The organism is Ochrobactrum vermis (assembly GCF_002975205.1).
Lineage (GTDB): Bacteria > Pseudomonadota > Alphaproteobacteria > Rhizobiales > Rhizobiaceae > Brucella > Brucella vermis.
The window spans coordinates 128,659-154,743 of the sequence record NZ_PCOC01000003.1 but is presented as its reverse complement, the minus strand read 5'-3'; the positions used below and the strand labels follow the sequence as shown (position 1 = coordinate 154,743).

Below are 26,085 nucleotides of genomic sequence, written 5' to 3'. Positions count from 1 at the left end.
TTAACGAAGAGCATGGTAAGGCCGTACGCTCAGCGTGCGGCCTTTCGCGTGAATGGATGAATGCAATTCACGCGGGGCGACGTAATTGCTATAGGCCAACGGGGCAAGGCAGTTCCCGTAGGAGCCTTTGGGGGAAAAGAATCAGGCCATGTCGCTGCGGTCGATAAAGGGCAGTTGAAATATCCGCTGATCCGGGCCGGGCTGGAGGCTATCGCCTTTTCTGGTGCTGAGGCGCTCTTCCCTTCTGCCGGTGGACGTGGAGTCGTCTTCACGATGCATCCCGTCAAACCGGAAGAGGCGACAGATCGGCTAGACCCGAACGCTATTCTCTCGATTACGCCGCAGACGCTCGAAATGGCCATAGAAGCATCGTTGGAAGCGGGCCTTGTGCCCGTCCACCTGCATGATTTGCCGAAGCTGCTTTCCGAGCCCGATAATAGACAGAAGTATGTCGCCTTCACTCTGGATGACGGCTATCGCAACAATGCGGAATTCGCAGCTCCCGTGTTTGGACGGCACAATGTTCCTTACACGATCTTCATCACGACCGGCTTTGTGGAACGTACTCGATCCATGTGGTGGAGAACCAGTGCGGCTCTGGTAACGGAAGCCGACGGTTTCCGGTTCGACTTCGGCGGCGGTACCATTGATGTCCGCGTGCAAAACCAAGGCCAGAAATCAGCTGCCTTCGCAAGGCTCGTCCAGTTCATCCAACATTTCGACGAAGACGAGGCGGTAGCCCGCATCGATGCAGCAGCGAGGATGGCCGGGATCGATCCGATTTCTCTCGTCGACGAATCGGTGATGAGCGCATCCGAACTGCATGACCTGGCCCGCGATCCGCTTGTGCATCTTGGGGCGCACACAGTCACTCACGTCAACCTGCGGCGCGTCGATGACGAGAGGCTGGCAAGGGAGGTTGCCGATTCGACCTCCTCGGTTGAACACTATACCGGCTACAGGCCGCGATCCTTTGCCTATCCTTATGGCTGGAAGGCGGCGGTCGGTGAGCGTGAAATCGAAGCCGTTTCAAAAGCAGGCTTCGATGTGGGCGTAACCACGCAGCCCGGCGTGCTGCAGCGGCCCGGCGTGATGCCGGTCGCGGCCATACCGCGTATTTCCCTCAACGGATATTTTCAGAAGAAGCGCTATATCAAGGCGCTTCTTACGGGGCTGCCGTTCAAGCTGATCTAGAGTGGTTCCCTGTTCTGACCGAATCGCCGGAACCGCCCTAACTATTTGTTTTATCGCATTATCCAATGCATCGAAGCGGGATAAGAAATCAGTCCAGTGAACTGAATTTCCCCGCGTAGACACTTCGCACTTTTGCTGGAAATGCTCTAGCTGAAATCAAATGACGAGATGTCCTGAAACACGAAAGGCCGCCTGTCGGCAGCCTTCGTAAAACCTGATTTGAGAAACTGGAGCGGGCGAAGGGATTCGAACCCTCGACCCCAACCTTGGCAAGGTTGCATACCACCTACGCTACAGTATCCAGAAATGCGAAAACATCCGCTACTTCAATATGTTATCTTGACATTTCCGCCGTGTCAACGCTAGGCTAATCCAGCAATTTCCCTTCTCCGTGGTATCCTTGTGGTATCTCGGCAGCGTGTGTAAGGTGGGTGAAATGGCAAAGCGAAGTGGGGTGACGCTGACCAAGAGAGTCGTCGACGCTGCCCAAAAGCAAGATAAGCGCTTTCACATCTGGGACGATGAGCTGTCGGGCTTCGCCCTTCGCGTCGAGCCCTCGGGCGTGAAGACATTCGTGATCAAGTACCGGGCAAATGGCGGCGGCCGTTCCGCCAAGCAGCATTGGCTCACTATCGGGCGATATGGTCCTCTTACCCCTGACCAGGCCCGCAAGATTGCAAAGGCCAAGCTCGGCAGCGTTGCTGCCGGTGCTGATCCTGCAAGCGAGCTTCAGGCAAAACGGCGCGAGTTGACCATGGCCGCGCTTATAGATCTGTACGAGAAGGAGGGCTGCGTCATTCAGCGAGGCAAACGTCAGGGTGAACCCATGAAGGCCAAAACCAAGGCTTACACCCTCGCACGCCTTCGCCACCATGTCGTCCCGCTACTTGGAACGCTCCGCGCGCCTGACATCACGCCAGGCGACATCGAGCGCTTCGTCGCTGATGTCAGCGCCGGCAAGACCGCGAAGGACGAGAAGATCGGTCCGCGCAAGCGGATCATTGTCCGCGGCGGAGCGGGTGCAGCGCGAAAGGTCGTGCGTGATCTATCGGCGGTCTTTAGCTTTGCTCTTCGCAGCGAGATTGTGAAGCGGAACCCCTGCGAAACAGCAGCGGTTCGGAAGACCGACAATCGAAGAGAACGCTTCCTGACACTTGAGGAAGTTACCCGCCTCGGGGCAGCTCTTGACGAGCTGGAATACGAAGGCGTCAACGCCAAAGCCGTCAACGTTGCTCGTCTTTGGGCGCTGACTGGCTGTCGGCGCGATGAGATCGCTGGCTTTCGCTGGTCGGAGATGGAGCTCGATCAGGGGCTGCTCCTCCTTGATGACAGCAAGACCGGAAAGTCACTCCGGCCGGTAGGGGCTGCCGCGATTGCGCTGCTCAAGGGCATCGAGAAAACCGAAGGTTCGGATTTCGTATTCCCCGCCGAGCGGGGCGACGGCCATTACCAGGGCACGAAGGGCATCTGGACCAAGGCAATCAAGAAGGCAAAGCTCCCGGGAGTGACGCCCCACACGCTTCGTCATACCATCGGATCGACCGCGACCTCGACTGGCGAAGCGTTGGCTTTGACCGGAGCGATTCTGGGGCACGCGAACCCACGTTCCACCGCGATTTATGCCCATGTACAAATCGATCCATCACGGCAGGCCGCCGAGCGCGTAAGCGCCCATATCGCGGCCGCTCTGGCAGGGAAGTCGGAGGGCGCAAAGGGTACGCAACAAGCCTCAGTGGAGATTGAGGCTCTCGTGCGCTCTCTGGTGGAACGGCTCTCCCAGCAGGGTGTCAGCGCGACGCAGATCAGCGCCCTCGTTGGCCAGTTAACGGAAGAAGCAGCCTCCGTTCCAAGCAAGGCAGCCGCATGAGCAAGCGGCCTTCCACCTCCAGTTCTGGCGGAAGGAGCGCCACCCCGGCGACGGAAATTGACGCGCAAGGCTATTCGGCGTTTGTCAGCGACCTCAAGAGAAAGATTGCCGAAGCGCGGCATCGCGCTCCTTCCGCCAGGAGCGCGGAGGCACCAAGATCATCGATCGCCTGGCCGGTGACCTCGTCAGAGCTTTTCCCAAATGACCGGCCTAGGCTGTCATTTTCAGTAGTGATCGGAATGGTCAACCCCCGAGGCCCAAAATTCCCGCTTAGGGAGTTCAGAGATTACGGCAGCGCGCAGAGGAATACCGGCGCAGTTCGATAAGATCACGAGCGATTTGCGTCCATTCCAGCCGTTGCCGATTCATTAAAAGTGCGGCTGGCTAGTTAGATTTCCGGGTCGGCATTGTGAAAATACGAAGCCTTTTCGGCGCAACTGTCTCGCACGTATGGTGAAAGCAACGTGGCAAAGATCGCATCGACGTGGAATAGTATCATACTCAGTTGTTAGGAGTGCTAGAATGTTCATCCGTGCATGGTCGGCAGTAGCCTTGCTCATCTTCAGCGCAGTGACCGTCGTTGCGGCGGAGTGCGATTGCGAAACTGAGGTCCACAATGCCTCGGCGAAGACTTCGGATTCCTGCGGCAATATCTGGAAAGAAGTCGCGTCACATCTCAATCGATTCATCCATGCCCGGACGTGCTCTAGATCGGTTCATCGCAACTGATCGCGGCTTTATGAAAGCCCGACGGTCACTCCAATCGACGAAAACTGCTCTTTAACGACGACCGTTTCATCGAGCAGCCACTTCGGGATTGCGGCAAGGCTCGCCCCTCATTCTCTCGTCGCCGCAGCGCAGTGATCGGGCGACACGAACCATGGGATAGGATGTGGGTTTCGGCACAGAGCGGCAACCAGATCGCCTTGCTCAGCTTGCGTCCGAATTTTGAAGCAAGACTGGCCCAGCCATCTTGGCTGAACCGGCCCTTCTTACGTTAATGAATTTGCATACGTTCGTCATGGAATGAAAAACGCACGCCCGACGGTGTGTTGGTTTCGACCTCTCTACGAGCCCTTCATGTATTGCTGGCCGAAGTCACGCTGACCGAATGGGCGACTCCACAACCAGGCCGATCATGAACTTTTCCGGGCTTTCCTTACGCGACCTTGAGTATGCCGTGGCGCTCGCCGACCAACGGAGTTTCGTCAGGGCCGCGGCCCACTGCGGGGTTTCACAACCCGCATTGTCGACACAAATCCGTAAGCTCGAAGCGTTCCTACGGATCACGCTGTTTGAAAGGACCACCCGGCGCGTTCTCGTTACTCCAGCCGGCGATGCCGTGGTCCAACAGGCAACGCGGGTGCTCGAAGAAGCGGCTAAACTGACAAGAATGAGCCATGGACCCATCTTGCCATTCGGGGGGCAGCTTAAGATTGCCGCGATCTCGACGCTCGGTCCATATTTGTTTCCAAGGATATTCGGCCCCTTGCGAACACTCTATCCAGCTATCGCGATAATCCCCAGCGAGGGCCTCACCCACGAGCTTGTCGCATCCCTCGCCAAGGGCACAGTCGACGCTGTTTTGCTCTCGTTGCCAGTCTCGGATTCCTCGCTTGATATCGCAGAGATTTTCGAAGAGCCATTCGTCCTTGCCTGCCCGCAAGGGCACGTCGCCGGTCTCGCGGATGGACCGGACTGGAGCCAATTGCACGATAGCGACCGGCTATTATTGGAAGAAGGCCACTGCCTGCGTGATCAAGCACTCGCCACGTGCCAGTTGGTCGCGCCGCCTCAACGCTTCGCTACTAGCCTCCAGACGCTGAAATACATGGTCGCGGCTGGTGAAGGATGCACGCTTCTACCCGTCACCGCTCTCTCCGAACTGGAGATGATCAGCTACAGACCCATGCCCGATCCGGGTTATTCACGGCGCGTTGCATTGGCATGGCGCGCAACCGACCCAAGAAAGGACGAACTCTTGGCCCTTTCAGCTCACCTCACCGCCATTGTTGAAGAACTGGACTTGGCGACAATCCCCTCGCTAAGAAAGTAGCAGCGCCCACTGCGGAGGCGTTGCCGGGGACCGTTCAGGGGGACCCTGGACTCGGTCCCCCGAACTCCATCACTCCGCCGCTTACTCTGAAACCACTTCGCAGCGTCTCTTCTCCGCAAGCGCGGCAAGCGCATCCGCCACCCCTCGTCCATAATCCGGATCCGCTTTCGTGCAATTGTCGATATGCCGATCTATTACGAGGCTCGACGCGCCGTAGATCGCTCTCGCTGTGTTCTCAAACAGGATCCTTTGCTGGGCTGGGGTCATTTTCCTGAACAGATTGCCCGGCTGCGAATGGTAGTCTTCATCGACACGATGATTCCAGCGCTGCATCGCTCCGTCGATATTCAGTGGCGGTTCGCTGAATTCCGGCTGGGATGACCACTCGCCGACACTGTTGGGGGCATAGGGCGTGCGGCCGCCGCCATTGCCGTCAACCCGCATCGCGCCGTCGCGATGATAGCTATGGAACGGGCATCTCGGCGCGTTGACCGGAATTTGAGAATAGTTGACGCCGAGCCGATATCGCTGGGTGTCGCCGTAGGAGAAAAGGCGTCCCTGCAAGAGGCGGTCCGGCGAAAATCCGATTCCGGGAACGATCGTACTTGGACTGAAGGCTGCCTGCTCGATTTCCGCAAAAAAATTGTCAGGGTTGCGGTTCAATTCCATCACACCGACTTCGATCAGCGGATAATCGGCCTTGGGCCACACCTTGGTGACGTCGAATGGATTGAGGTGATAGGTGTTCGCCTCAGCCTCCGGCATTATCTGCACAAAGAGTTTCCATCGTGGAAAATTCCCAGCTTCGATGTTCTCGAACAGATCTCTTTGGCTGCTCTCCCGATCATGGCCGATAAGCAGGGTGGCTTCTTCATCCGTCAGGTTCTCGATGCCCTGCTGTGTGCGGAAGTGGAATTTGACCCAGAACCGCTCATTCTGCGCATTGATGAAACTGAAGGTGTGCGTGCCAAAGCCATGCATGTGGCGCCAGCTCCTGGGTATACCCCGGTCGCTCATGATGATCGTGACCTGATGCAGCGCCTCGGGGAGGCTCGTCCAATAGTCCCAGGTGTTTTCAACGCTGCGGAGGCCGGTTCTTGGGTCTCGTTTCACCGCATGATTCAAATCCGGAAATTTCAGGGGATCGCGCATGAAGAAGACCGGCGTGTTATTGCCGACCAGGTCCCAATTGCCTTCTTCTGTGTAAAATTTGAGAGCGAAGCCGCGGATGTCGCGCTCGGCATCCGCCGCGCCGCGTTCACCCGCCACCGTCGAGAAACGTGCGAGCATCTCGGTCTTCTTGCCGACCTCGGAGAAAATCTTGGCGCGCGTGTATTGTGTGATGTCATGCGTGACCGTGAATGTTCCGAAGGCGCCCGCGCCTTTGGCGTGCATCCGCCGCTCCGGAATCACCTCACGGTCGAAGTGCGCCATTTTTTCGAGAAACCAGACATCCTGCAAAAGCTGGGGACCGCGAGCGCCAGCTGTAACGACATTGTTGTCGTCGGCAACCGGCGCGCCGAATGAAGTAGTTAGTTTGGACACTCATTTTCTCCAATACGATCTGTTGCGCCAACTGGCTGGCGAAGGTCTATTGGCAATCGATAAATAGTTTAAGTACATTTGCTTTATTGGATTGATAGCCTCCGGGAATAAGTCAGGGATCTACCGCGGCTTTGCGGAGCGCCAATGGCTGGGATAAGCCAACGCTGACCACCAGTTTGGCTGGTCCAGACTCCGCAGCAGCACCGCATTCGTTCCGCACCGTGAAGCCGTTGGCTCGGTGGCCCCCGAGGGCCGCCATTGCATTGGCGCGGTCTCGGAGCCGGCTTAAAGCTGGATTGTGGTTTCGCGGGCACCAGACGGCGTTGAAGGGCAGGACCTCCCGGCGATGGGCCGGTATGAGACTCCAGGGTATACGGCGGCGGTCATCGCCTCACTTACGACCGTCAGACCTCGGTCAATGGCGACCATCGGAAGAAGGCTCCCCAACCAACTCGTTGAACTTGGATATTGACGTGATAACGAGCAAGACAAGGCGTTACTGCGGAGCGACAAACAACGTGAGAGTTCAGCGTCAATCAGGATGAGAATGCCGACGGATTGGAACGCAGGGAGGGCGTAGCCCTACCGGAGTTTCAATCCGTCGGCGGCGCGCTCTTTTCGGGTGCGTTTGTCTGGTGGTCGCGGTTGGCCGGGTATTCCGGTGGTTTTTCCGATTGGGGGAATCGCCTTGTTCTTAAAGCTGGTCGGGTCGACGACGCGGTGCAAATCGAAATTGCAGACCAGGGAAACGGACCGCCCGCCAATCAAGAAGATGCCGTGTTTGAGCGCTTCCGCAAACTTTCGCCCGATACGCGTGGAGCTGGGCTTGGCTTGTCGATTGCGCGCGAAATTGCGATACAGCATGGTGGTCGAATCGCATTTCAGCGAAACTCGGGATCAGTGCTGGAGATTGCGTTACCTATCGATAGCCCACCACGTTCGACATAAGAAAGTGGCGCCGTGCTTAACGCAGCTTGGTTCGTGACGGTTGGCCCAGAAAATAATGCGCGGCGATCGCTGCAACGCTTTCGCGTGGCCTAGCTCTGACAGGGTTGGCACCGCCCTTGCCGCGCTGGCATGCGCCGTCAAGAGAGTATCGCCTCAGATGCCAAGTCGGGCTCCAGCGGCTTCCGCGGCAAGTCGCGCCTGATTGTCCATCCATGTGCGCCCCTTGCGTATTTGAACGACGCGCTCTGCACCGGCCTGCTGCGAGGTTCCATTCGCAAACGGAGGTTCGGGTGCATACTCGATGATTAGCTGAACCCGACGTGCAGCCTCTTGACCTTTCATCTCCGCGACGAGCGCGAGCGCGAAGTCGATGCCGGCAGTAACCCCACCTCCGGTCATACGGTTGCGGTCACGCACCACGCGCTTGTCAACGTGGCGCGCGCCCATGAGCGGAAGAAGATCAGCCACGGCCCAATGAGCAGTCGTGTCAACGCCTTTAAGTAGCCCTGACGCCGCCAGCAGAAGACCGCCTGTACAGACACTTGTCACCCACTGGGCACGCGTACCTCGATCGGCCAGAAACGAACCCACATCGCGATCGTTCATGCAATCAATGGTGCCCATGATTCCGCCCGGTACGAAGAGGACATCTATATCCTTCGGACATTCATCGAACGTCTGGGTCGCTGTGAACGGGAGGCCCACGTCAGTCGAGACTGGCCCCTTGTCCTTCCAGACAAGTTGCACGTCAAAGCGCATGACCTTGAAGACCGTCATGGGGCCAATGAGGTCGAGCGCCACCATCTTGGGATAGGCCAGCATAGCGACCTTCGGCGCACCGGGTGGAACCTCCATCATGGAACGCAGATGTTCGCTGCTGGTTTTTTCCTGCGCAGGCTGGCAGCGCTGCGGCTGCAGCAAGCAGGGCTGCAGTGGTGAGAAGCGTCCGGCGCTCTATGGGGTCGGTCATGACGGGTCCTTTCATCCGGCAAAAATTGGAAGAGGCTGAGGCGAGGAAAGTGCATGGCCCCGCGAGAAATGCCTGACACCTGACTAGAAGAAGCTGATTGATGTCCGACGGTAGGGTATGTCAAACCCACCGGTTATCAATAGTGATCGGCTTCACTCCCATCGTGTCGAGCGTCTGATCGAAGGCATTAGCGAACTGGAACAAATGAGCGATCCGCAAGGCCCGATCCATGAACCGCGCCGCAAGTACAGCCGAACAAATATCTTCGATCGTCTTCTTGAAGAGAGACAGCCATCGCCAGGGTCGGGGATGGTCAGGTCGCCGGGAGTGATAAACCTGCATATCGCGCAATGTGCGGCGGAACGCCTGACCGGAATTCGCATATAGCTTTGGGATCGTCTGGCCATGGACCCTGCGCAATGGTCCGATCGAATATCGGCACCAGCAATTCATCGCTCAGGACGCGATCATAGAAGGTATGAATCACTGCGTATATCATCTCTTCCTCGAAAACCTTCTGCAGGGCCTGTCCATCGAAAAAATTGGTATGTTCTAGAGCCGGAGTGCCTCGCATTGTTCAGATCCTCGAATCCACCACGTGTGCCGCCTCGCTTGCTTTTACCTTGTGCGAAAGGACCGTGGGGATATCCTTGTCGCCCCGACCCGACAGGCTTACGAGCACAACGTGATCCTTCGGCCGTGATCCTGCGACGTCTTGCAATCGTGCTAGTGCATGGGCCGCCTCTAGCGCCGGGATGATACCCTCGATGCGCGAACAAAGACCAAAAGCCTCGACCGCTTCCTCGTCGGTCGCCGACAGGAAGGTGATACGACCCACGTCGTGAAGCCAGGCGTGCTCGGGGCCGATACCGGGATAATCAAGTCCGGCCGAGATCGAATGCGCTTCTTGGATCTGTGCATCTCCATCCATGAGGAGATAGGTGCGGTTGCCGTGAAGCACGCCGGCGCGGCCCCCAGCGATCGCGGCCGCATGCGCACGGTTTAGTCCAAGACCGGCAGCCTCGACGCCAAATATCTCGACATCCGCATTATCGAGAAATGGATGAAAAAGCCCCATTGCGTTCGAACCGCCGCCAATGCAGGCAAGCAGCGCGTTCGGCAAACGTCCTTCGACATCGAAGATCTGCTGGTGGGCTTCCTCGCCGATAACAGACTGAAAGTTGCGAACCATCATTGGGTAGGGGTGGGGGCCAGCAACAGTTCCGATGCAGTAAAAGGTGTCAGCCACATTCGTCACCCAGTCGCGAAGGGCTTCGTTCATGGCATCCTTAAGCGTTGCCGAACCCGTATGTACCGGCCGGATTTCGGCGTCTAGCATACGCATGCGCGCCACGTTAGCATCCTGACGCGCAACGTCGACCGCGCCCATGTAGATGACGCAGTCGAGCCCGAAACGGGCACAGAGGGTCGCTGCGGCGACGCCGTGCATACCGGCACCGGTTTCGGCGATGATGCGCCGTTTTCCCATGCGCCGGGCGAGCATGACCTGCCCCAACACATTGTTCACCTTGTGGGCGCCTGTGTGATTAAGATCTTCACGCTTGAGATAGATCTTCGCTCCACCGAAATGTTTGGTAAGGCCCTCTGCAAAGTAGAGCGGCGACGGTCGGCCGACAAAGGTTTTGAGATGGCCTTGCATCTCCGCCAGAAACTCCGAGTCATGGCGGGCCTCGTCGTAAGCCCGCTGCAAGTCGTGGATCAGCGTCATCAACGTCTCGGAAACGAACTGACCGCCATATCTTCCGAAACGTCCATTCTCGTCGGGCCCGTTGCGGAATGAGTTCACCCCGGCGTTCATGGCAGCAGTATCCGCTGAGCTGTTCCGAGTGCGTCAATCAACGCGTCGATCTCGCCCTTGGTGCTGTAAAGCCCAAGGGAAGCCCGGCAGGAGGAGGTTTTCCCGATCTTCGCAAGCAAGGGAGAGGCGCAGTGCGTTCCCGCGCGAACTGCGACGCCCGCTCGATCAAGAATAGTAGCGACGTCGTGCGCATGAGCGCCCTTCAGATTGAATGCGATGATCGAACCTTTGTGGGCTGCCCGGCCGTAAACCTCGATCCCGCCGAATTCTTCAAGGCGAGCATGGGCATAGTGTGTGAGCGCTGTTTCATGCGCGAGAACAGCTTCACGTCCGATGCCCGATAGATAATCCAAGGCCGCACCCAGGCCTGCCGCCTCGATGATCGGTGGAGTACCGGCTTCGAACCGATGCGGTGCGCTGTTATAGGACACAGTGTCCTTCGTGACCGTCTCAATCATTTCACCCCCACCCTCAAATGGTGGCAGCTTGTCCAGCAATTCCAGTCGTCCGTATAGGACGCCGATGCCGGTCGGCCCGTAGACCTTGTGACCAGTGAAGCAATAAAAATCGGTCCCGAGATCTTGCACGTCGAGTGGAAGATGCACTGCCCCTTGAGCGCCATCCACGACGAGCGGGATTCCGCGCGCACGGCAAAGCGCTGCAATGTGCTTAATCGGTGTCACCATGCCCACCACATTCGACATATGCGTGATGGACACAATTTTGGTGCGCGAAGACAGTAGCTCTTCCAGAGCGTCCACAATCAGATTGCCGTCGTTGTCGACAGGTGCCCAGCGGATCACGGCACCATGCCGCTCACGCCAGAAATGCCAAGGCACGATGTTGGAGTGGTGTTCCAATTCGGATAGAATGATCTCGTCCCCTTCGACGATCCGCTGATGTCTGCCAAGCGAGGAGGCGAGAAGATTCAGCGCGCCCGTGACCGAGCGAGTAAAGACGACCTCCCGCGGCGTCGACGCATTGAGGAACCGGCACACCGTTTCGCGCACTCCTTCGTAGACGTCAGTCGACCGATTGGCGAGAAAATGCAATCCGCGATGGACATTGGCGTAGTCATTCTCAATCAAATCGACCATCGCCTGTGTGACGGCCCGAGGTTTCTGTGCGGAAGCGGCGGTATCGAGATAGACCAACGGTCGACCATTGATCTCACGCTTTAGAATCGGAAAATCGGCTCGGATGGACCCGATGTCATATGGTGCAGCGGCATGCTTCATCGGTATCCTTCAGCTTGGTGTCTATCTGCCTAGTGAGTAGAGAGATAGCGCGCGGCGTCTCGAGAATTAAATCCTTGTCGGCAGACCATTAGGCAATGTTAAGCTCCTATTGGAGTACCGGATTCGTTAGGCGTCCTGGGCCGCTTAGGATCGGACCGGTCATGCCCGCTGACGTGTCTTAATCACACAGCTGCAACGACTGTTGACGCAACCGTCTCGGCTTCGGCCAGGCTCATATAAGGGTTCATCGGTAGCGATAGCACTTGGCCACATAAGGCTGTGCTGACCGGCAACGCTGGAGGCCCCCCTCGGATCGATCCCTCATGTGTTGTGGTATAGGCTGGCTGCACGTGAAGCGGCTTAGGATAATAGACCCCATAGCCAATCCCACGCGCCGTTAGTGCTTCCTGGACTCGCGTCCGTACCGAAGTATGTGGCAGCCGGATGGTGTATAGGCCATAGGCGTTCACCGCGCCTGGTTGCGCCGTTTGCAAGCCGACAAATCCATTCAGGGCGGCATCGTAAGTCGCGGCGATTTGTCGTCGTTGAACCAGCTCCTGCTCAAGTATTTCCATCTTGGCAGAGAGGATCGTCGCCTGGATCGTGTCGATGCGCCCGTTGACACCGGTCCGTTCAACGTCATAGCGGGTTCGGCCTTCGCCATGTGATCGGATCTTCCGGTAGACCTCGACGCGCGCCGCGTCGTCTGTAAGAATCGCGCCAGCATCTCCGAACGCACCTAATGTTTTTGTCGGGAAAAAGGACAAGGTTGTCGCATGACCGTGGCGGCCAATTCTTCGGCCGTGGAGTTCAGCCCCGAAGGCCTGCGCAGCGTCATCCAGCGCAAGCATATTCTCGCGTTCACAGATCGCTTCGACCGCCGGCCAATCTACCGGTAATCCGAACAGATCGGCTCCAATCACCGCCCGAGGTCGAAGTCGCCCATCCGCTTTGACCAGAGCAACGCGGCGTTCGAGGTCGGCGACGCAGAGATTGAACGTTTCCCGCTCCACATCGACAAAGATCGGTGTCGCTCCCAGCACTAGTGGCACTTCAGCAGTGGCCGTATAGGTAAACGCCGGAAGAAATACCGCGTCGCCCGGTCCGATCCCCTCCGCCATCAGTGCGATCTGGAGCGCGTGGGTACCGGAAGAAACGCCTACAGCGTGAGCGCAGCCGGCGAATCGCGCCAGCTTGTATTCGAGTTCGCCGACTTCTGGGCCATTAATGAAAAGACCTGAATCGATAACCGCGGCGATGCGGCGATCAAGGTCTGAGCGCAAGAGCAACAACTGTCTTTTCACATCGAACAGCGGAATGGCGGACATTGGATACAGTCTCCTTTAATAGAACACCGACGAGCGGCAATGAGCCTGCGTCGATCCAAAAATGCTTCATAGCTACGCGAAATCGCGGTGGCTAAATTACCCCATAAGCTGCAACACTTGCGTTAGGGGGCACGATGCGGAGGGCTCCAAAGAGCCCGCGAATCGACGTAGATCCGCCGGTAGTGCGATCCGAGGTTTGTCAGGATCCTGTAATTGATCGCTCCAACATCTTTAGCGGACGCTTCAGCCGACCGGTGGGGCGATTATCTCCACGTATGAGCCCCATTTGATATTCTCCAGCGGCACATCCGCCAGGCCGCCGGCAGGTATTGGATCACTGTTTTGAAAGCCGAGAGCTGCTGCGCATTTCCGGAGTACTTGAGCTCGTCTTCCATCGCGCGGGGCTCATGATGAGCTCGACGCCAAACTTATCTATCAGATCAGATTCATTCACTAGCGCTTGCAATTCGTCGACCGGTAGCCCCTGCCGGGACATTCCCGCGTCGATGTGCTGAACCGAGACGGCGATGGTGCGAACTGCGGCTAGACAGATTCGGATCAGGCAGTCACCTGCGCTTTCCAGGCGAGGTACGGTAATCCGCTGCGTCGCATCGTCGGTGGGGGTCTTTGATTGGACAGAACACACGACGGACATCGGTCAAGCGGGGCCCCGGAACCGGGCCTCCTCTCCAAGATTCCATGCCAAGCGCGTCACTTCAAATGCCCAATCGAGCCAGGGAAGAACCGCTTCCATATCGGCGTTCTCTACTGTGGCGCCACCCCAGAGACGCAAGCCCACCGGCGCGGCGTGATAGGAACCGATGTCATAGGCGACTCCCTCCAGATCCAATAACCACACCATTTCCGCGACAAACCGCTTCAGATCAGTTACATCAAGCATTTCGATTTCGGGCGCGATGATTCGGAGGCACAATGCTGTGCATGAGCGTGTCTCAGGCCGCTCTGCTAAAAAAGCTGCCCATCGGCTGCGAGACACCCAATCCGTGACAGTCGCGAGATTGGCCTCGCATCGCCGGGTCAGTTCGGGCAGACCTCCGATTTTCTCCGCCCAGTCAAGCCCAACGATCGCATCCTCTACCGCCAGCAATGACGGAGTGTTGATTGTCTCACCGGTAAACAGTCTATCGATCAACTTGCCGTTCTTGGTCATGCGGAAAAGCTTGGGGATCGGCCAAGCAGGCGCTTGCGCTTCCAGACGCTTGACCGCGCGCGGACCGAGCACTAGCATGCCGTGCGCACCCTCCCCACCCAGCACCTTTTGCCAGGACCAGGTCACGACATCCAACTTCGACCAAGGCAGCGCCATAGCGAAGGCGGCTGAAGTCGCGTCGCATATGGTAAGGCCTGTACGATCGTCAGAAATCCAGTCGCCATTGGGCACACGCACGCCAGAGGTAGTGCCGTTCCACGTGAAGACGATATCGCGTGACGCGTCGCATTGTCCGAGGTCCGGCAACTTCCCATAATCTGCAACAAAAGTACGGGTGTCAGTGATGCTGAGCTGTGATGTGATGTCGGTCACCCACTCCTTTCCGAAGCTTTCCCAAGCAAGGACATCGATCCCGCGCGAGCCGAGAAGAGACCACATCGCCATCTCCATGGCGCCGGTATCCGAGCCTGGCACGATTGCGATGCGATAATCGTCCGGCACGCCGAGGATGGCGCGGGTGCGTTCAATCACTTCAGCAAGCTTTGCTTTACCGAGCTGGGACCTGTGCGAACGACCAATCAAAGCATCGTCGAGGACAGACAGGTGCCAGCCAATACGCTTCGCCGACGGTCCGGACGAGAAGTGAGGATTGCGCGGGCGCACTTTGGGCTTGCTCACGTGACTGGATACTTGATTACTTTTACTCACGTGTTTGGTCGTTAAAGCGATCATTCAAACCTCTCCGCTTGCGGCGTGGCTTCCGATTTGGCGCAGGCCACCGTCGCATCGAGACAAACACTGGGTCTTCGCTGCCAAGACTTAAAGCGCCGGATACGTCGACGTCGGGGGGCCGGATTAATCAGCCGTACTCGCCGAGTAGCAACCGGCACATTCTCCTTCTGCAATCCGGACCTATGGGGTGGGCCGCTTGATCGTTAGCAATCGTTTGATCGATTCAGTTTCCGGAGGCAGTTGAAGTTGGAAAAGAGCCGTTCGTTTCGCGACGGGTGCTCGTCGCGCATACCGTTGATGTACATAACCCCACTGTATGAAAAGCCGTTGACGCGAACAGTAGCTACGATTCGGCTCAGAACTCTTCCAGTCGCGATTTTCACAGCAATCTGTGGCTCCACCTTCATTTCCAAGGTGGCGTCATGAACGCAGCTGAAATACTGGATCAGTGCATTCGTGAGCTGAAAGACAGCGGTTTTGTCCGAATCTGCGCGTCAGATATGCAGGAGTTGGTTGGGCTGTCTTCCATGGAAGAGTGGTCACTCTTCCATGACAACTGGAATTCCTTGGGGCTCGATGAATATATGGCTGACGGTGGGACCTATCGTCGCCGCAGCTTCGCGGTTTTCCTGGTTGGTCCGAACTTCATCTGGCGACGTGCGCACCGCCCACACTATCAGGATCGTGAGCATAACCCGTTAAACGGTGGCATCGCGCGTTGGTTCGAGCCGGTGGATGAGTCGCTGACCAATGGCGAACTCGTCAATGCGCTCCTGCGGACGACGAGAATGATTATCGATGTCGATGCTCATCGCCTATGGTATGTCGAAATGCATCAATTCCGCATCGAAGCGCGCCCCGATGGACCAGGTTTGCCGACGCCGGAGGGTTTGCATCGCGACGGTGTCGATTGGGTCTTCATGCTCGCCGTGGAGCGTTCGGGCATCACCGGCGGCGTCTCACAGATTCACGCTCCAGACGGTCGGGAAATCAGCTCCTTCACGCTCGAGGATCCCTTCGAGGCTATGGTGCTCGATGACCACCGCGTGCTTCATGGGGTCACACCGATACATCCTCGGGACAGCGCCGTCGCAGGACACCGCGATATACTGGTCGTGACGTTCAAACAAACCACAGATTGGAATCCATAATGTCGATCGGCCTTTCGTCAATGCAGCACAGAGATACGCGGCTTATCGCACCGAAGGGATTGCTGGACCTCAATCGGACGCCGCTAATGAGACTCTGCTCATGAGCGTCGTCTCGTCGGTCCGCAACAGCCTCGTTCCGATCCATCCGGCGGGCTATCCTTTTATCGCAGTCGGCCTTTTCGCGACGCTCGTGCTCGGGTTCGTCTGGAGCCCGCTCGCTTGGATGGGTGGTATTCTGACGGCGTGGGTGGTCTATTTTTTCCGCGATCCAGCCCGCTCGACGTTACAGTCCCCAGAACTTATCATTTCTCCAGCCGATGGTCGGGTCAGTATGATTACTGAAGTGCTGCCGCCACCGGAACTGCAGCTTCCCGCGAAGCCGATGCTCAGGATATCCGTGTTCATGAGCATATTCGACTGTCACGTGAACCGCATGCCTATCGCGGGAACCGTCAGCCGCATCGTCTATACGCCTGGCCGTTTCGTGAATGCCGATCTCGACAAAGCCAGCGAACACAACGAGCGCAACGGCCTGGCCATCTCCACGGTTTACGGGCCTGTCGCGGTAGTCCAGATCGCTGGCCTCATTGCGCGCCGCATCGTGCATTGGGTCGAGGAGGGTGAGGAACTCGGCGCTGGACAGCGCTTCGGACTTATCCGTTTTGGCTCGCGTCTTGACGTTTATATACCGACGGAGAGCGATGTGCTGGTCGCGGTCGAGCAAAGGGCAATTGCGGGTGAGACGCCGCTTGCCGATTTAGCGCGGGGGCATTCACAACGATCATTTCGGAGGAGCTGAGGTGCCCCCATCTTTCTGTGTTCAGAAACACGCGAACTGAGGCGATCGTATAACCGGCCCAGTGCGGTTGAAAGACCCGGCACGTCCTTCGGCTGCAACGAAACTCTAGTACTAGATTATATACAGCGGTCATCTCAATGATCCAGTAGCGAGTTGTTACAAGAGGGGTTCCTGTTATGCTTAAAACCGCCGTTGTCATCCGGCATCTCGATTTCGAGGACCTCGGCACGTTCGAGGCAGTGCTGACGGCCGCCGGTTACCGCATCCACTATTACGACCTAGGTTTGAACAAGCTCTGGACGCTCGATCCACTGCTCCCCAGTCTGCTCATTGTGCTGGGAGGGCCGGTGGGCGTTTACGAAACCGAGACCTATCCCTTTCTCGAGGAAGAGCGGCGGATTCTCCAAGTGCGCCTTGCGTCCAACATGCCGACGCTTGGCATATGTCTCGGGGCGCAACAGATCGCGACTACGCTCGGCGCCAAGGTCGCGCCCAGCGGCGTCAAGGAGATCGGCTTTTCCGGAATAACCCTGACGGATGCAGGTCGCGCCGGGCCCCTTCGTCATCTCGAAGGGGTCTCTGTGCTTCACTGGCACGGTGACGCCTTCGAGACGCCCGAGGGCGCTGATAACCTGGCCAACACGCCGCTTTGTGCAACTCAAGGCTTCGCCCTCGGGCGCAATATTCTCGGGCTTCAGTTCCACCCTGAAGTCAACGCCTGCGCGGGCATGGAACGCTGGCTCGTCGGCCATGCTGTCGAGCTCGCCGCTGCGCAGATCGATTCCCAAACGCTCCGCGCGGACGCGGAACGCTTGGGGCCGCCTTTGCGCGACGCCTCGCGCAAAATGCTCGCGGAATGGCTGCAAGGACTGACGCAATGACTGACATACTCGACGCCGAACTTGCTGCGGCTTTGACAGAAGAGCGAGAGCGTCAAAACCAGCATATCGAGCTGATCGCCTCTGAAAACATCGTCAGCCGGGCCGTTCGACAGGCTCAGGGCTCGATTCTCACCAACAAATATGCCGAGGGCTATCCCGGCCGCCGGTACTACGGCGGATGCGAAGCCGTGGATAAAGTCGAGCAGCTCGCAATCGATCGTGTCTGTGAATTGTTCGGCGCCAGCCATGCGAACGTTCAGCCCCATTCAGGCGCGAACGCAAACATCGCGGTCCTCTTCGCGTTGCTTAATCCGGGGGATAGGATCATGGGCCTTGATTTGTCCTGCGGCGGCCACCTTACTCATGGCTCTTCGGTCAGTGTGTCCGGACACTGGTTCGAAGTGTCCGCCTATGGTGTCCGCCGGGATGACGAACTCATCGATTATGATGAGCTCGAGCGCAGCGCCCGAAGCGTTCGGCCGCGCCTTATCTTTGCTGGTGGGTCCGCCTATCCGCGCAGTATCGATTTCGCTCGCATGCGTGCGATCGCCAATGATGTCGGGGCCTATTTGGTCGCGGATGTCGCCCACTATGCCGGCCTGATCGCGATGGGGCTTTATCCCGATCCGGTATCGCACGCCCATGTTGTCACCTCCACCACGCACAAGACACTACGTGGGCCGCGAGGTGGAATCATTCTGACAAATGACGCGGAGATCGCCAAAAAAATCGACAAGGCTGTTTTCCCCGGCACACAGGGCGGCCCGCTGATGCACGTAATCGCAGGGAAGGCCGCTGCATTCCACGAAGCGCTCCAGCCCTCCTTTTTGGGCTATTCACAGGCCGTCATCGCGAACGCCCAAACGCTCGCCGAGACGCTCACGGCCGGCGGCCTGCGCCTCGTTACCGGGGGGACTGATTGCCATCTGCTTCTGGTCGACCTCGAACCATTCGGCATCACCGGCAGGGTCGCCGTCGAGGAGTTGGAGCGCTTCGGCCTCACCGCGAACAAGAACGCTGTTCCCTACGATCCCAAGCCGCCGACGATCACCTCCGGCATTCGATTCGGCACCCCTGCGGGGACGTCGCGTGGCTTCGGGACTGAAGAATTCCGCGCTGTGGGTGAGCTGATCCTCACTGTGCTTCGCGGCGCGCGCGGCGATCATTTCGATGAAGGCGCGGTTCGCGACAAAGTCCGACGGTTGGTCGACGGCTATCCGGTTACAGCCTGATCATTCGGATCGACGGCTCATGCGCTAGGCATGCCAAGTCGTCCGCCACGGTATTGAATTATCTGAGATCTTCACTGCCGATATTGTATGAACACGAGCGACAGTGCGGACGGAAACTCGCGGAGCACGCTGGCACATTCCGAGCTTCGCCGAACGAAACGGCAGGACGGATGGACTTCAATTATTGGCGATTTTTCAACTCGGCGCTGGACAACCTTAAACGCGAGGAACGTTATCGCGTCTTCGCCAATCTCGAGCGTACGCCCGGCAACCCGATCCGCGCCTATGATCATCGTGTTGGCCGGCCTGTGACGATCTGGTGTTCTAATGACTATCTCGGCATGAGCGTTCATCCAAGTGTGCTTGAGGCAGCCCGTGAAGCGCTTTTCAGCTACGGGGCAGGCGCTGGCGGCACGCGCAACATCTCTGGCACGAGCCATGAGCATGTCAGGCTCGAACAGGACCTTGCCGATCTGCACTGCAAGCAGTCTGCTCTCGTCTTCACATCCGGCTATGCAGCAAATGACGCCGCGCTATCTACGTTGCGCCGACTATTGCCGGATTGCGTGGTGATCTCGGACACATTGAATCATGCGTCGATGATTGAAGGCATCCGTCGAGGCGGCGTGACCAAGATGTTGTTTCGGCACAATGACGTCGCCGACCTGGAACGCAAGCTTCAGGCGGTCGAACCAAACCGCCCCAAAATCATCTGCTTCGAGAGTTGCTATTCGATGGACGGCGACTTTTCGCCTATGCAGACGATCTGCGACCTAGCCGAGCGCTACAATGCGTTAACCTATCTCGACGAGGTACACAGCGTTGGTCTCTACGGGCCACGTGGCGGCGGTGTAGCCGAGGCCGAGAATCTGATTCACCGCATCGATATTGTTCAGGGCACGCTCAGCAAGGGATTCGGCGCTGTCGGCGGATATGTGGCCGGCCGCGCCGAGATTGTCGACTTCATCCGCAGCCATGCCCCTGGGTTCATTTTCTCGACGGCGCTCCCTCCCGCAACAGTTGCCGGAGTTCGCGCAGCGATTGCTCACCTGAAGACGAGCTACGTCGAGCGCGAACAGCTTCACTGCCGGGTAGCTTCAGTTAAGGCGGGTCTGCAGGCGGCCGACCTGCCGGTCTTCCCGAGCCCCAGCCATATCCTCCCAGTCATGATCGGCGACGCCGGCATCGCCAAGCGGCTGACTGACGATCTCATGACCGACCATGGCATATATGTGCAGCCGATCAACTATCCCACTGTGCCGCGCGGGACCGAACGTCTCCGAGTAACACCCAACCCGTTCCATTCCGATGAAGACGAGGCGGACCTGTTCGAAGCGTTGTCGGAAGTCTGGGCGCGCCATGCGGTCCCGCGTTGGACTCACTCAGATATGACCCAATTGACGGGGATCGGCGTGGCGTGATCTGGCATGTGCATTGCCGATGTCCAACCATTGATCGTAGGAGGTCAGTGTGTCGCGATCGCCAACAGATCTTTCGTCTTCGATCCATGCAAGGCCTATCGTGGCCCACCGCGCCGGAATTAACCGGCCATTTTCCAAGGCCCTTGTTCCAGCTGGGGTCTCTCCCCAATGATTGAGAGGTTGTCTATAGTGTCAACACAGCTTCGCCTTGGCGTGAATATCGACCACATTGCAACAGTTCGAAACGCCCGCGGCGAGGACTATCCATCATTGCTGCGCGCGGCACGGATTGTGGGTGCAACTGGCGCGAACAGCATCACCGTCCATGTACGGGAAGACCGTCGCCACGTTACTGAGATGGATCTTGCGGAGCTTCTTGCAGAACAGTCGCTGCCGTTGAACCTCGAGATGGCGCCGACCGCCGAAATGCTTGAGATCGCGCTGCGCCATCGCCCTCATGCTGTCTGCCTAGTTCCAGAAAAACGCGAGGAACGTACAACCGAGGGTGGGCTGGATGTCTCTTCTTTGCGCGAGACGCTCTCCCCTCTGGTGGCACGTCTCCAGGAGGCCGCGATCCGCGTCTCCGTTTTCATCGAGCCGGATGAGCGACAGGTCGACGCTGCCTTTCAGCTCGGTGTTCCCGCCATAGAGCTGCACACTGGCCGTTATGCTAATCTCGATGCGGAAGCTCGATCGATTGAACTGGCGCGCTTGCGTCAGAGCACGAGTCTCGCTCATGATGCCGGGATGGAAGCCCACGCGGGTCACGGCCTGACGTTTGACAACGTGGCAGCCGTCGCAGCGATTGGCGAGTTGCAGGAACTCAATATCGGTCATTTCATCATTAGTGAGGCCATTTTCACCGGCATCGGACCGGTCGTGAAACGCATGGGTCGCATCATCGCTGAAGCGCGGAACACCCTCGCGGCCAATTCATAGAGGGTGTCGTGTCGCTAGGCTTGCACCGCATCCCGCTACGCATACGATCGTCAGGGATAGAGCAGCCTTTCGGACCAGCCCGCTTTATGGCGGGTGGATAGACGCCGTTCGTGCAGGCGATAAGCCCTGTCCTGCCAAAACTCGATCGCGTACGGAGTGATACGAAAACCGCCCCAGAACGGCGGTCGCGGAACGTCTCTACCTGCAAAGCTTGCTCTGGCTTTGTCGAACCTCGTCTCAAGCGATGTTCTAGTGTCCAACAGCATTGATTGTTCGGATGCCCAAGCTCCGAGTTGTGAATCTCTTGGACGTGAGGCGAAATAGCGATCTGATTCTTCAGCCGATGTCTCGCTCACCGCCCCTTCAATGCGCACAGCCCGGCGAAGCGACTTCCAATGGAACATCAGCGCTGCGTTCGAATTCGCCCCTATCTCCTGAGCCTTGCGGCTCTCCCAATTGGTAAAGAACAAGAAGCTGTCGGCGTGGTGGCCGTGCAAAAGCACCATACGTACAGACGGACACCCCCGGCTGTTAGCTGTTGCGAGGGCCATCGCATTGGGATCGTTCAGCTCGGAACGCTCGGCATCACGTAGCCACGTGTCGAAGAATGTCATCGGATCATTCATGGTATAAACTCTTCGTCAGGGCACCGGGCGACCCCAGCTAAAGCATTCAGTATCGCCTTTTTTAGGTCACTGCGATGTGCCGATTCAGCGAAGTTTGATGATCCGGTCCCTACGTCACAGCCCCTGATCGCTCGGGGAGGTTATGTTTGCCGCAATATGTCGATACCTATCGGCTACCTAGCCGACCGGGCGACTGGGTGGATTCTCTAACCTTGAAAACTTACGTACGTCGCCCGTTTGCTTCGCGGCGCCGCGCTGGTTATGTGGCGTGGTTGCTTTTGGCGCTCTGGATCCAGATGCGATTCCGTCATGGGCGGATTTTCCTGCAGGCGGTGGCGATACGGTAACATGCGTTGAGTATCTGCTTACCTGTAACTACGAGGGGAGGAGCGAAACGGACAACGTTCTCGCGCGCAGCGAGGGCAATCAGCCCCTCGTTACGAAGCGCAGTGACGAAATCTCCGACGGGTATGCTGGTCTGGAAACCCTGAAGCAACCCGCTTCCCCGCACCTCTCCTATCAGGTCTGGAAACTCGTGTTGAAGCTGCTCGAAGTTCTTTCTCATTTGACGAGCCTTCCGTTCGATTTGGGCAAGAAAACCATCTGCCAGCAGAATATCGAGAACGGCATCGCCTGCGGCCATCGCGAGGGGATTTCCGCCGAAAGTCGTCCCATGAGATCCAGCAGTCATGCCGGTCGCCGCGCTCCAAGTGGCGAGGCACGCGCCCATCGGGAAGCCACCGCCAATCCCTTTGGCAACGGTGACGATGTTGGGCTTGATTCCGCTCCATTCATAGGCGAAAAATTTCCCTGTGCGCCCGACGCCAGATTGAATTTCATCCAGAATGAGCAGTAGGCCGTTCTCACGGCAGACGTGTTGGAGGCGCTGAAGACCCTCTCGAGAGATGGTATGCAGCCCTCCTTCGCCTTGGATCGGCTCGATCATTATTGCAGCGGTCTGCGGTGTTATTGTCGCGTCAAGGGCGTCCCAGTCACCGAAGGCCACCTGATCGAAGCCGTCAACCTTAGTGCCAAAGCCGTCAAGATAAGCTGGATATCCCGTGGCGGCGATCATGGCTAGAGAACGTCCATGGAACGCGCCTTCGAAGGTAATCACCCTGTAGCGGTCTGGTCGCCCCACAGCTGTATGGTAGCGGCGCGCGATTTTGACGGCGGCTTCGTTGGCTTCGCCACCAGAATTCGCGAAAAAGACGACGTCGGCGACGCTGTTATCGACCAAGCGCTGTGCAAGGCGTTCGCCTTCGGGGATCCTGACAGTGTTGGATGTATGCCACAGTCGTCCCACCTGGGCCATGAGGGCACGAACGAGATGGGGTGACTGTGCCCAAGCGAGTTGACTGCAATACCGGATGCGAAGTCCAGGTAGGGATGCCTGTCAGTGCTGTAAAGCCAGCAGCCCTTGCCGTAAACGAAAGCGAGATCAATCCGTGAGGTAACCGGGAGGACAACTTGGTTCATAGCTAGCTCGATAATTTGGAGTTAAGGACACCGACGGTCTCGACCGCACAACCTACAAGTGGAGCCAACGCCGCAGATAAGCAGTGATTAAGCAATAATCCATGCTTAGATGAGGGGCGGTTTTGGAATACGGCTTGGGCCGGAATACTGATTCAGCCGGTTGATCAAATGCCGCCCTTCGGGTGTTGCCGCTACCCTCCTTAGCTAATTCAACCTGTCTATTGTCAGAACGCAACGCGGGCTGTCGGCGACGCTACCACTGTGTCCTACAAGCAGAACCTCATTGCGATAGGAGAAGACTCAGCGGCGGCGCCGTCGACCTTCGACTACATAACAGCAATTCCAGCTGAAGAAACGACTGTGACATATCTCGGACCAGCTAGGGCGACAAACAGTATAGCGCTGAGGCGGTGGTGACGACACACATTGTATCCAAGCGAGATAGTGCCATTTCGCCTCTGCAAAGCGTGAGCAAGGTTGAAGGTACCCAAGGCTCGCGCCTCCCATCAGCTCACGCCGGAAGTTCATCACCGCGATGCTCGCGCCACATCATCGAAGGCTTCGACAAAGCGAGGAATAGTCGCCTCGGTTAAGCCAGCTATGTTGATCCTTCCTGAGCTAGCCATGTAGATTGCGTGTTTGCAGCGCATCGTCTCTACCTGCTCTGGTGACAGTGGGATTACCGCAAACAGACCATTCTTGCATGCGAGATAAGACAGTCGTGGATCAGCGTCCGCCAGTGCGTAGCGCACGCGATTCAGCCGGCTGCGCACCTCTGCGAGCTCGTCGCGCCAGTCTGTTTCAAGTTCAGGCGTTTCTAAAACCAGGCGGGCGGTCGCAGCGCCATGATCTGGCGGCATGGACCACATCTGACGCGCTAGAGCTTGAAGATTGGATCGTACCGGCTCGCGGGCCCCTCCTGCTTTCACCAACACCGCGCCAGTGCGATCGCGATAGAGGGAGAAGTTTTTGTCGCAACTGTAGGCGACTATTGCCTCGTCGACGGCTGCCAGCACGTATCGGGCACCACTAGCGTCGAGATCAAACCCTCGGCCCAGACCCTGATACGCCAAATCGATAAGTGGTAACACGCCCTTGGCCGCGATATGGCGGGACAGCTCTTGCCATTGAGTAAACTCGAGATCCGCGCCAGAGGGATTATGGCAACACCCGTGCAAGAGAAAAATGTCTGAGCGTTCAGCCGCGTCGACCGCGTCAAGCAGATTGGGCAACTCGAACGTGCCGGAGGTTGGGTCGTAGTAACGATAGGTGCGCACCGTCAGCCCCTCGGCAGCGAAAATCGGTGCGTGCGCAGGCCAGCTGGGAGTGCCCAACCAGACTGTGCTTGCCGGTCGCGTCCTGGCGATGAGGCCAGCCGCCAATCTAAGAGCACCGGCGCCGCCGGGCGCTTGTAGACCGATAAGATTCTTTGCCTCATCTCCTGCCGCCAGCTTGGCGATCAGTTTGACAAACGTAGGGTCTCCTGCCGGGCCGAGATAGGCTTTGGTGGATTGGCATTCCAGTAGCCGACGTTCAGCATTCTTGACGGCTCGATAGATGGGGGTGTCGCCTTCCTCGGTACGATAGACGCCAACACCGAGATCAACCTTCGAAGCACGTGGGTCGTTATTGTAGAGCCCGATCAATGAGAGAATCTGGTCAGGTGGCTCGGACCGCAGATCATTGAAAAAGCGGGCTGTCGGGTGATCATCCATCATGATGAGACCTCCAAGGGAATATGAGCGCGGCAACTGCGTGGTTCGATCTGATTGCTAACCCTTGAACTCGCAATTCCGACGGGCCGAGAGCCACGAGGACGCTGTCAGTTCTGCAAGATCCGGATTCGAGCCGGATCACCAAGACCGTGGCCGCTCGCATTCGGCAACTGGATGAGGTGTCAGGTCGCACCGCCGCTCGCTCAGCATTTTTGCAAGCAGGGACCGTACTTCCAACACTCCAGGCAAGGTGTAACGTGCCGCACTCGGACCCTGGGGATTCACCCTGATCGAGATTCCACCCATTTCGTTGACGACGCCGAAGCCGCTTTCGTCCGGCGCGTCGTCCCCAATGAAGATGGGAAGCCGCCCCTGGAAAGGCGGATTTCTCATGATCGCTCCGATCGCGATGCTTTTAAGAGCCCACTCCGGCGCCAATTCCACGACACGATGGCCCACGACCATGACGTAGTGATCGCCCGCGATGGGGAGAACCTCGGCGAGTGCCTGTTCGACTTGGGGTTTGGCTTCCGGTGCGAAGCGCGTGTCTACGACGAGCACCGCGCCGTTCGACCGAAAGATCAGATCAGGAATATCGTGTAACCGCGTCTTCACCCGGTCCGCAGCCACCAAAAGAGAACGTGGTGTGGTGGAGATTTCCTTGGGTCCTCGGATCCGGATTCTGCGCTCTAATCCATAGAAACCGAAAGTGGGCAGTTCGACGTCGCCGAAGATCTCATCCACCTTCGCCAAGGACCGCCCTGTTACAAGACACAACGCTCCGCCCAACATCTCGTGTAAATCCACCAAGAGAGTTCGCAGACCATCATCAACGGAAAGCAGCTCTGGACCCGTTATGCTGTTGACAAGAGTACCGTCGATGTCGAGCAAGAGCGCGACGCGGTCGCCATGAAGATGCGCTGAAAACAAGCCCTGTATTCCTGCTGAGTTGGGGCGACTTCTGGAAGAATCGC

General features: G+C 57.7%; 19 protein-coding genes and 1 pseudogene. 10 read left to right on the top strand and 10 right to left on the bottom strand.

Annotated features, from left to right (window positions below; genetic code table 11):
* Positions 1 to 60: 60 nt before the first annotated feature.
* The 3 genes from CQZ93_RS25645 (at position 61) to CQZ93_RS25620 (ending at position 5,117) form a co-directional block, all read left to right on the top strand.
* Positions 61 to 1,194, top strand: a complete 1,134-nt coding sequence (locus tag CQZ93_RS25645; protein ID WP_105545416.1) for a polysaccharide deacetylase family protein — start codon at positions 61 to 63, stop codon at positions 1,192 to 1,194.
* A 436-nt stretch (positions 1,195 to 1,630) separates the two neighbouring features.
* Positions 1,631 to 3,061 carry a tyrosine-type recombinase/integrase gene (locus CQZ93_RS25635; RefSeq protein ID WP_105545415.1) on the top strand — a complete coding sequence of 477 codons (1,431 nt, stop codon included), beginning with the start codon at positions 1,631 to 1,633 and terminating at the stop codon, positions 3,059 to 3,061.
* A gap of 1,111 nt (positions 3,062 to 4,172) precedes the next feature.
* Positions 4,173 to 5,117 carry a LysR substrate-binding domain-containing protein gene (locus tag CQZ93_RS25620; protein WP_210201141.1) on the top strand — a complete coding sequence of 315 codons (945 nt, stop codon included), beginning with the start codon at positions 4,173 to 4,175 and terminating at the stop codon, positions 5,115 to 5,117.
* Between the two features lie 81 nt (positions 5,118 to 5,198).
* Here CQZ93_RS25620 and CQZ93_RS25615 read toward each other — a convergent pair whose 3' ends face one another.
* On the bottom strand, positions 5,199 to 6,662 hold the full coding sequence (locus CQZ93_RS25615; protein WP_105545413.1) for a catalase: 1,464 nt from the start codon (positions 6,660 to 6,662) through the stop codon (positions 5,199 to 5,201).
* A gap of 720 nt (positions 6,663 to 7,382) precedes the next feature.
* Here CQZ93_RS25615 and CQZ93_RS27350 point away from each other — a divergent pair.
* On the top strand, positions 7,383 to 7,610 hold the full coding sequence (locus CQZ93_RS27350; RefSeq protein WP_350308601.1) for an ATP-binding protein: 228 nt from the start codon (positions 7,383 to 7,385) through the stop codon (positions 7,608 to 7,610).
* A gap of 153 nt (positions 7,611 to 7,763) precedes the next feature.
* Here CQZ93_RS27350 and CQZ93_RS25605 read toward each other — a convergent pair whose 3' ends face one another.
* The 5 genes from CQZ93_RS25605 to CQZ93_RS25575 all read right to left on the bottom strand — a co-directional run bounded on the left by CQZ93_RS25605 (position 7,764) and on the right by CQZ93_RS25575 (position 14,868).
* On the bottom strand, positions 7,764 to 8,531 hold the full coding sequence (locus tag CQZ93_RS25605; RefSeq protein WP_286154311.1) for a DJ-1/PfpI family protein: 768 nt from the start codon (positions 8,529 to 8,531) through the stop codon (positions 7,764 to 7,766).
* Between the two features lie 626 nt (positions 8,532 to 9,157).
* Positions 9,158 to 10,399, bottom strand: coding sequence for a tryptophan synthase subunit beta (gene trpB / locus CQZ93_RS25595; protein WP_105545410.1), 1,242 nt, complete (start codon positions 10,397 to 10,399; stop codon positions 9,158 to 9,160).
* Positions 10,396 to 11,637, bottom strand: coding sequence for a SufS family cysteine desulfurase (locus CQZ93_RS25590; protein ID WP_105545409.1), 1,242 nt, complete (start codon positions 11,635 to 11,637; stop codon positions 10,396 to 10,398). Before CQZ93_RS25590 ends, trpB begins: the two co-directional genes overlap by 4 nt.
* A 182-nt stretch (positions 11,638 to 11,819) precedes the next feature.
* Positions 11,820 to 12,965, bottom strand: coding sequence for a DegT/DnrJ/EryC1/StrS family aminotransferase (locus CQZ93_RS25585; protein ID WP_105545408.1), 1,146 nt, complete (start codon positions 12,963 to 12,965; stop codon positions 11,820 to 11,822).
* Positions 12,966 to 13,623: 658 nt separating this feature from the next.
* Positions 13,624 to 14,868, bottom strand: a complete 1,245-nt coding sequence (locus CQZ93_RS25575) for a phosphoserine transaminase (protein WP_105545406.1) — start codon at positions 14,866 to 14,868, stop codon at positions 13,624 to 13,626.
* Positions 14,869 to 15,290: 422 nt separating this feature from the next.
* Between CQZ93_RS25575 and CQZ93_RS25570 the strand changes: the two genes are divergently transcribed.
* From CQZ93_RS25570 to CQZ93_RS25545, 6 genes are all read left to right on the top strand, one after another.
* Positions 15,291 to 16,019, top strand: coding sequence for a 2OG-Fe dioxygenase family protein (locus CQZ93_RS25570; protein ID WP_105545405.1), 729 nt, complete (start codon positions 15,291 to 15,293; stop codon positions 16,017 to 16,019).
* 100 nt (positions 16,020 to 16,119) lie between these two features.
* Positions 16,120 to 16,818 (top strand): phosphatidylserine decarboxylase, encoded by a 699-nt coding sequence (locus tag CQZ93_RS25565; protein WP_105545404.1) that lies wholly within the window; start codon positions 16,120 to 16,122, stop codon positions 16,816 to 16,818.
* Between the two features lie 176 nt (positions 16,819 to 16,994).
* On the top strand, positions 16,995 to 17,699 hold the full coding sequence (locus tag CQZ93_RS25560) for a glutamine amidotransferase (protein WP_105545403.1): 705 nt from the start codon (positions 16,995 to 16,997) through the stop codon (positions 17,697 to 17,699).
* Entirely contained in the window at positions 17,696 to 18,931 is a 1,236-nt protein-coding gene (gene glyA / locus CQZ93_RS25555) for a serine hydroxymethyltransferase (RefSeq protein WP_146114499.1), read from the top strand. Before CQZ93_RS25560 ends, glyA begins: the two co-directional genes overlap by 4 nt.
* Positions 18,932 to 19,101: 170 nt before the next feature.
* Positions 19,102 to 20,352 carry a 5-aminolevulinate synthase gene (gene hemA, locus CQZ93_RS25550; protein ID WP_105545401.1) on the top strand — a complete coding sequence of 417 codons (1,251 nt, stop codon included), beginning with the start codon at positions 19,102 to 19,104 and terminating at the stop codon, positions 20,350 to 20,352.
* A gap of 189 nt (positions 20,353 to 20,541) precedes the next feature.
* Positions 20,542 to 21,291: a pyridoxine 5'-phosphate synthase gene (locus tag CQZ93_RS25545; RefSeq protein ID WP_105545400.1), complete on the top strand. Its 750-nt coding sequence runs from the start codon at positions 20,542 to 20,544 to the stop codon at positions 21,289 to 21,291.
* Positions 21,292 to 21,341: 50 nt separating this feature from the next.
* Here the strand turns inward: CQZ93_RS25545 and pdxH are convergent, their stop codons facing one another.
* The 4 genes and pseudogenes from pdxH to otsB all read right to left on the bottom strand — a co-directional run bounded on the left by pdxH (position 21,342) and on the right by otsB (position 26,041).
* A complete protein-coding gene (pdxH, locus tag CQZ93_RS25540; protein WP_105545399.1) occupies positions 21,342 to 21,917 on the bottom strand; it encodes a pyridoxamine 5'-phosphate oxidase in 576 nt (191 codons plus the stop codon).
* Between the two features lie 307 nt (positions 21,918 to 22,224).
* A pseudogene (locus tag CQZ93_RS25535) lies at positions 22,225 to 23,396 on the bottom strand (aspartate aminotransferase family protein).
* Positions 23,397 to 23,923: 527 nt separating this feature from the next.
* Positions 23,924 to 25,114, bottom strand: a complete 1,191-nt coding sequence (locus CQZ93_RS25530) for an aromatic amino acid transaminase (RefSeq protein ID WP_286154310.1) — start codon at positions 25,112 to 25,114, stop codon at positions 23,924 to 23,926.
* Positions 25,115 to 25,249: 135 nt separating this feature from the next.
* Positions 25,250 to 26,041, bottom strand: a complete 792-nt coding sequence (otsB, locus tag CQZ93_RS25525) for a trehalose-phosphatase (protein ID WP_181153535.1) — start codon at positions 26,039 to 26,041, stop codon at positions 25,250 to 25,252.
* Between the last annotated feature and the right edge of the window lie 44 nt (positions 26,042 to 26,085).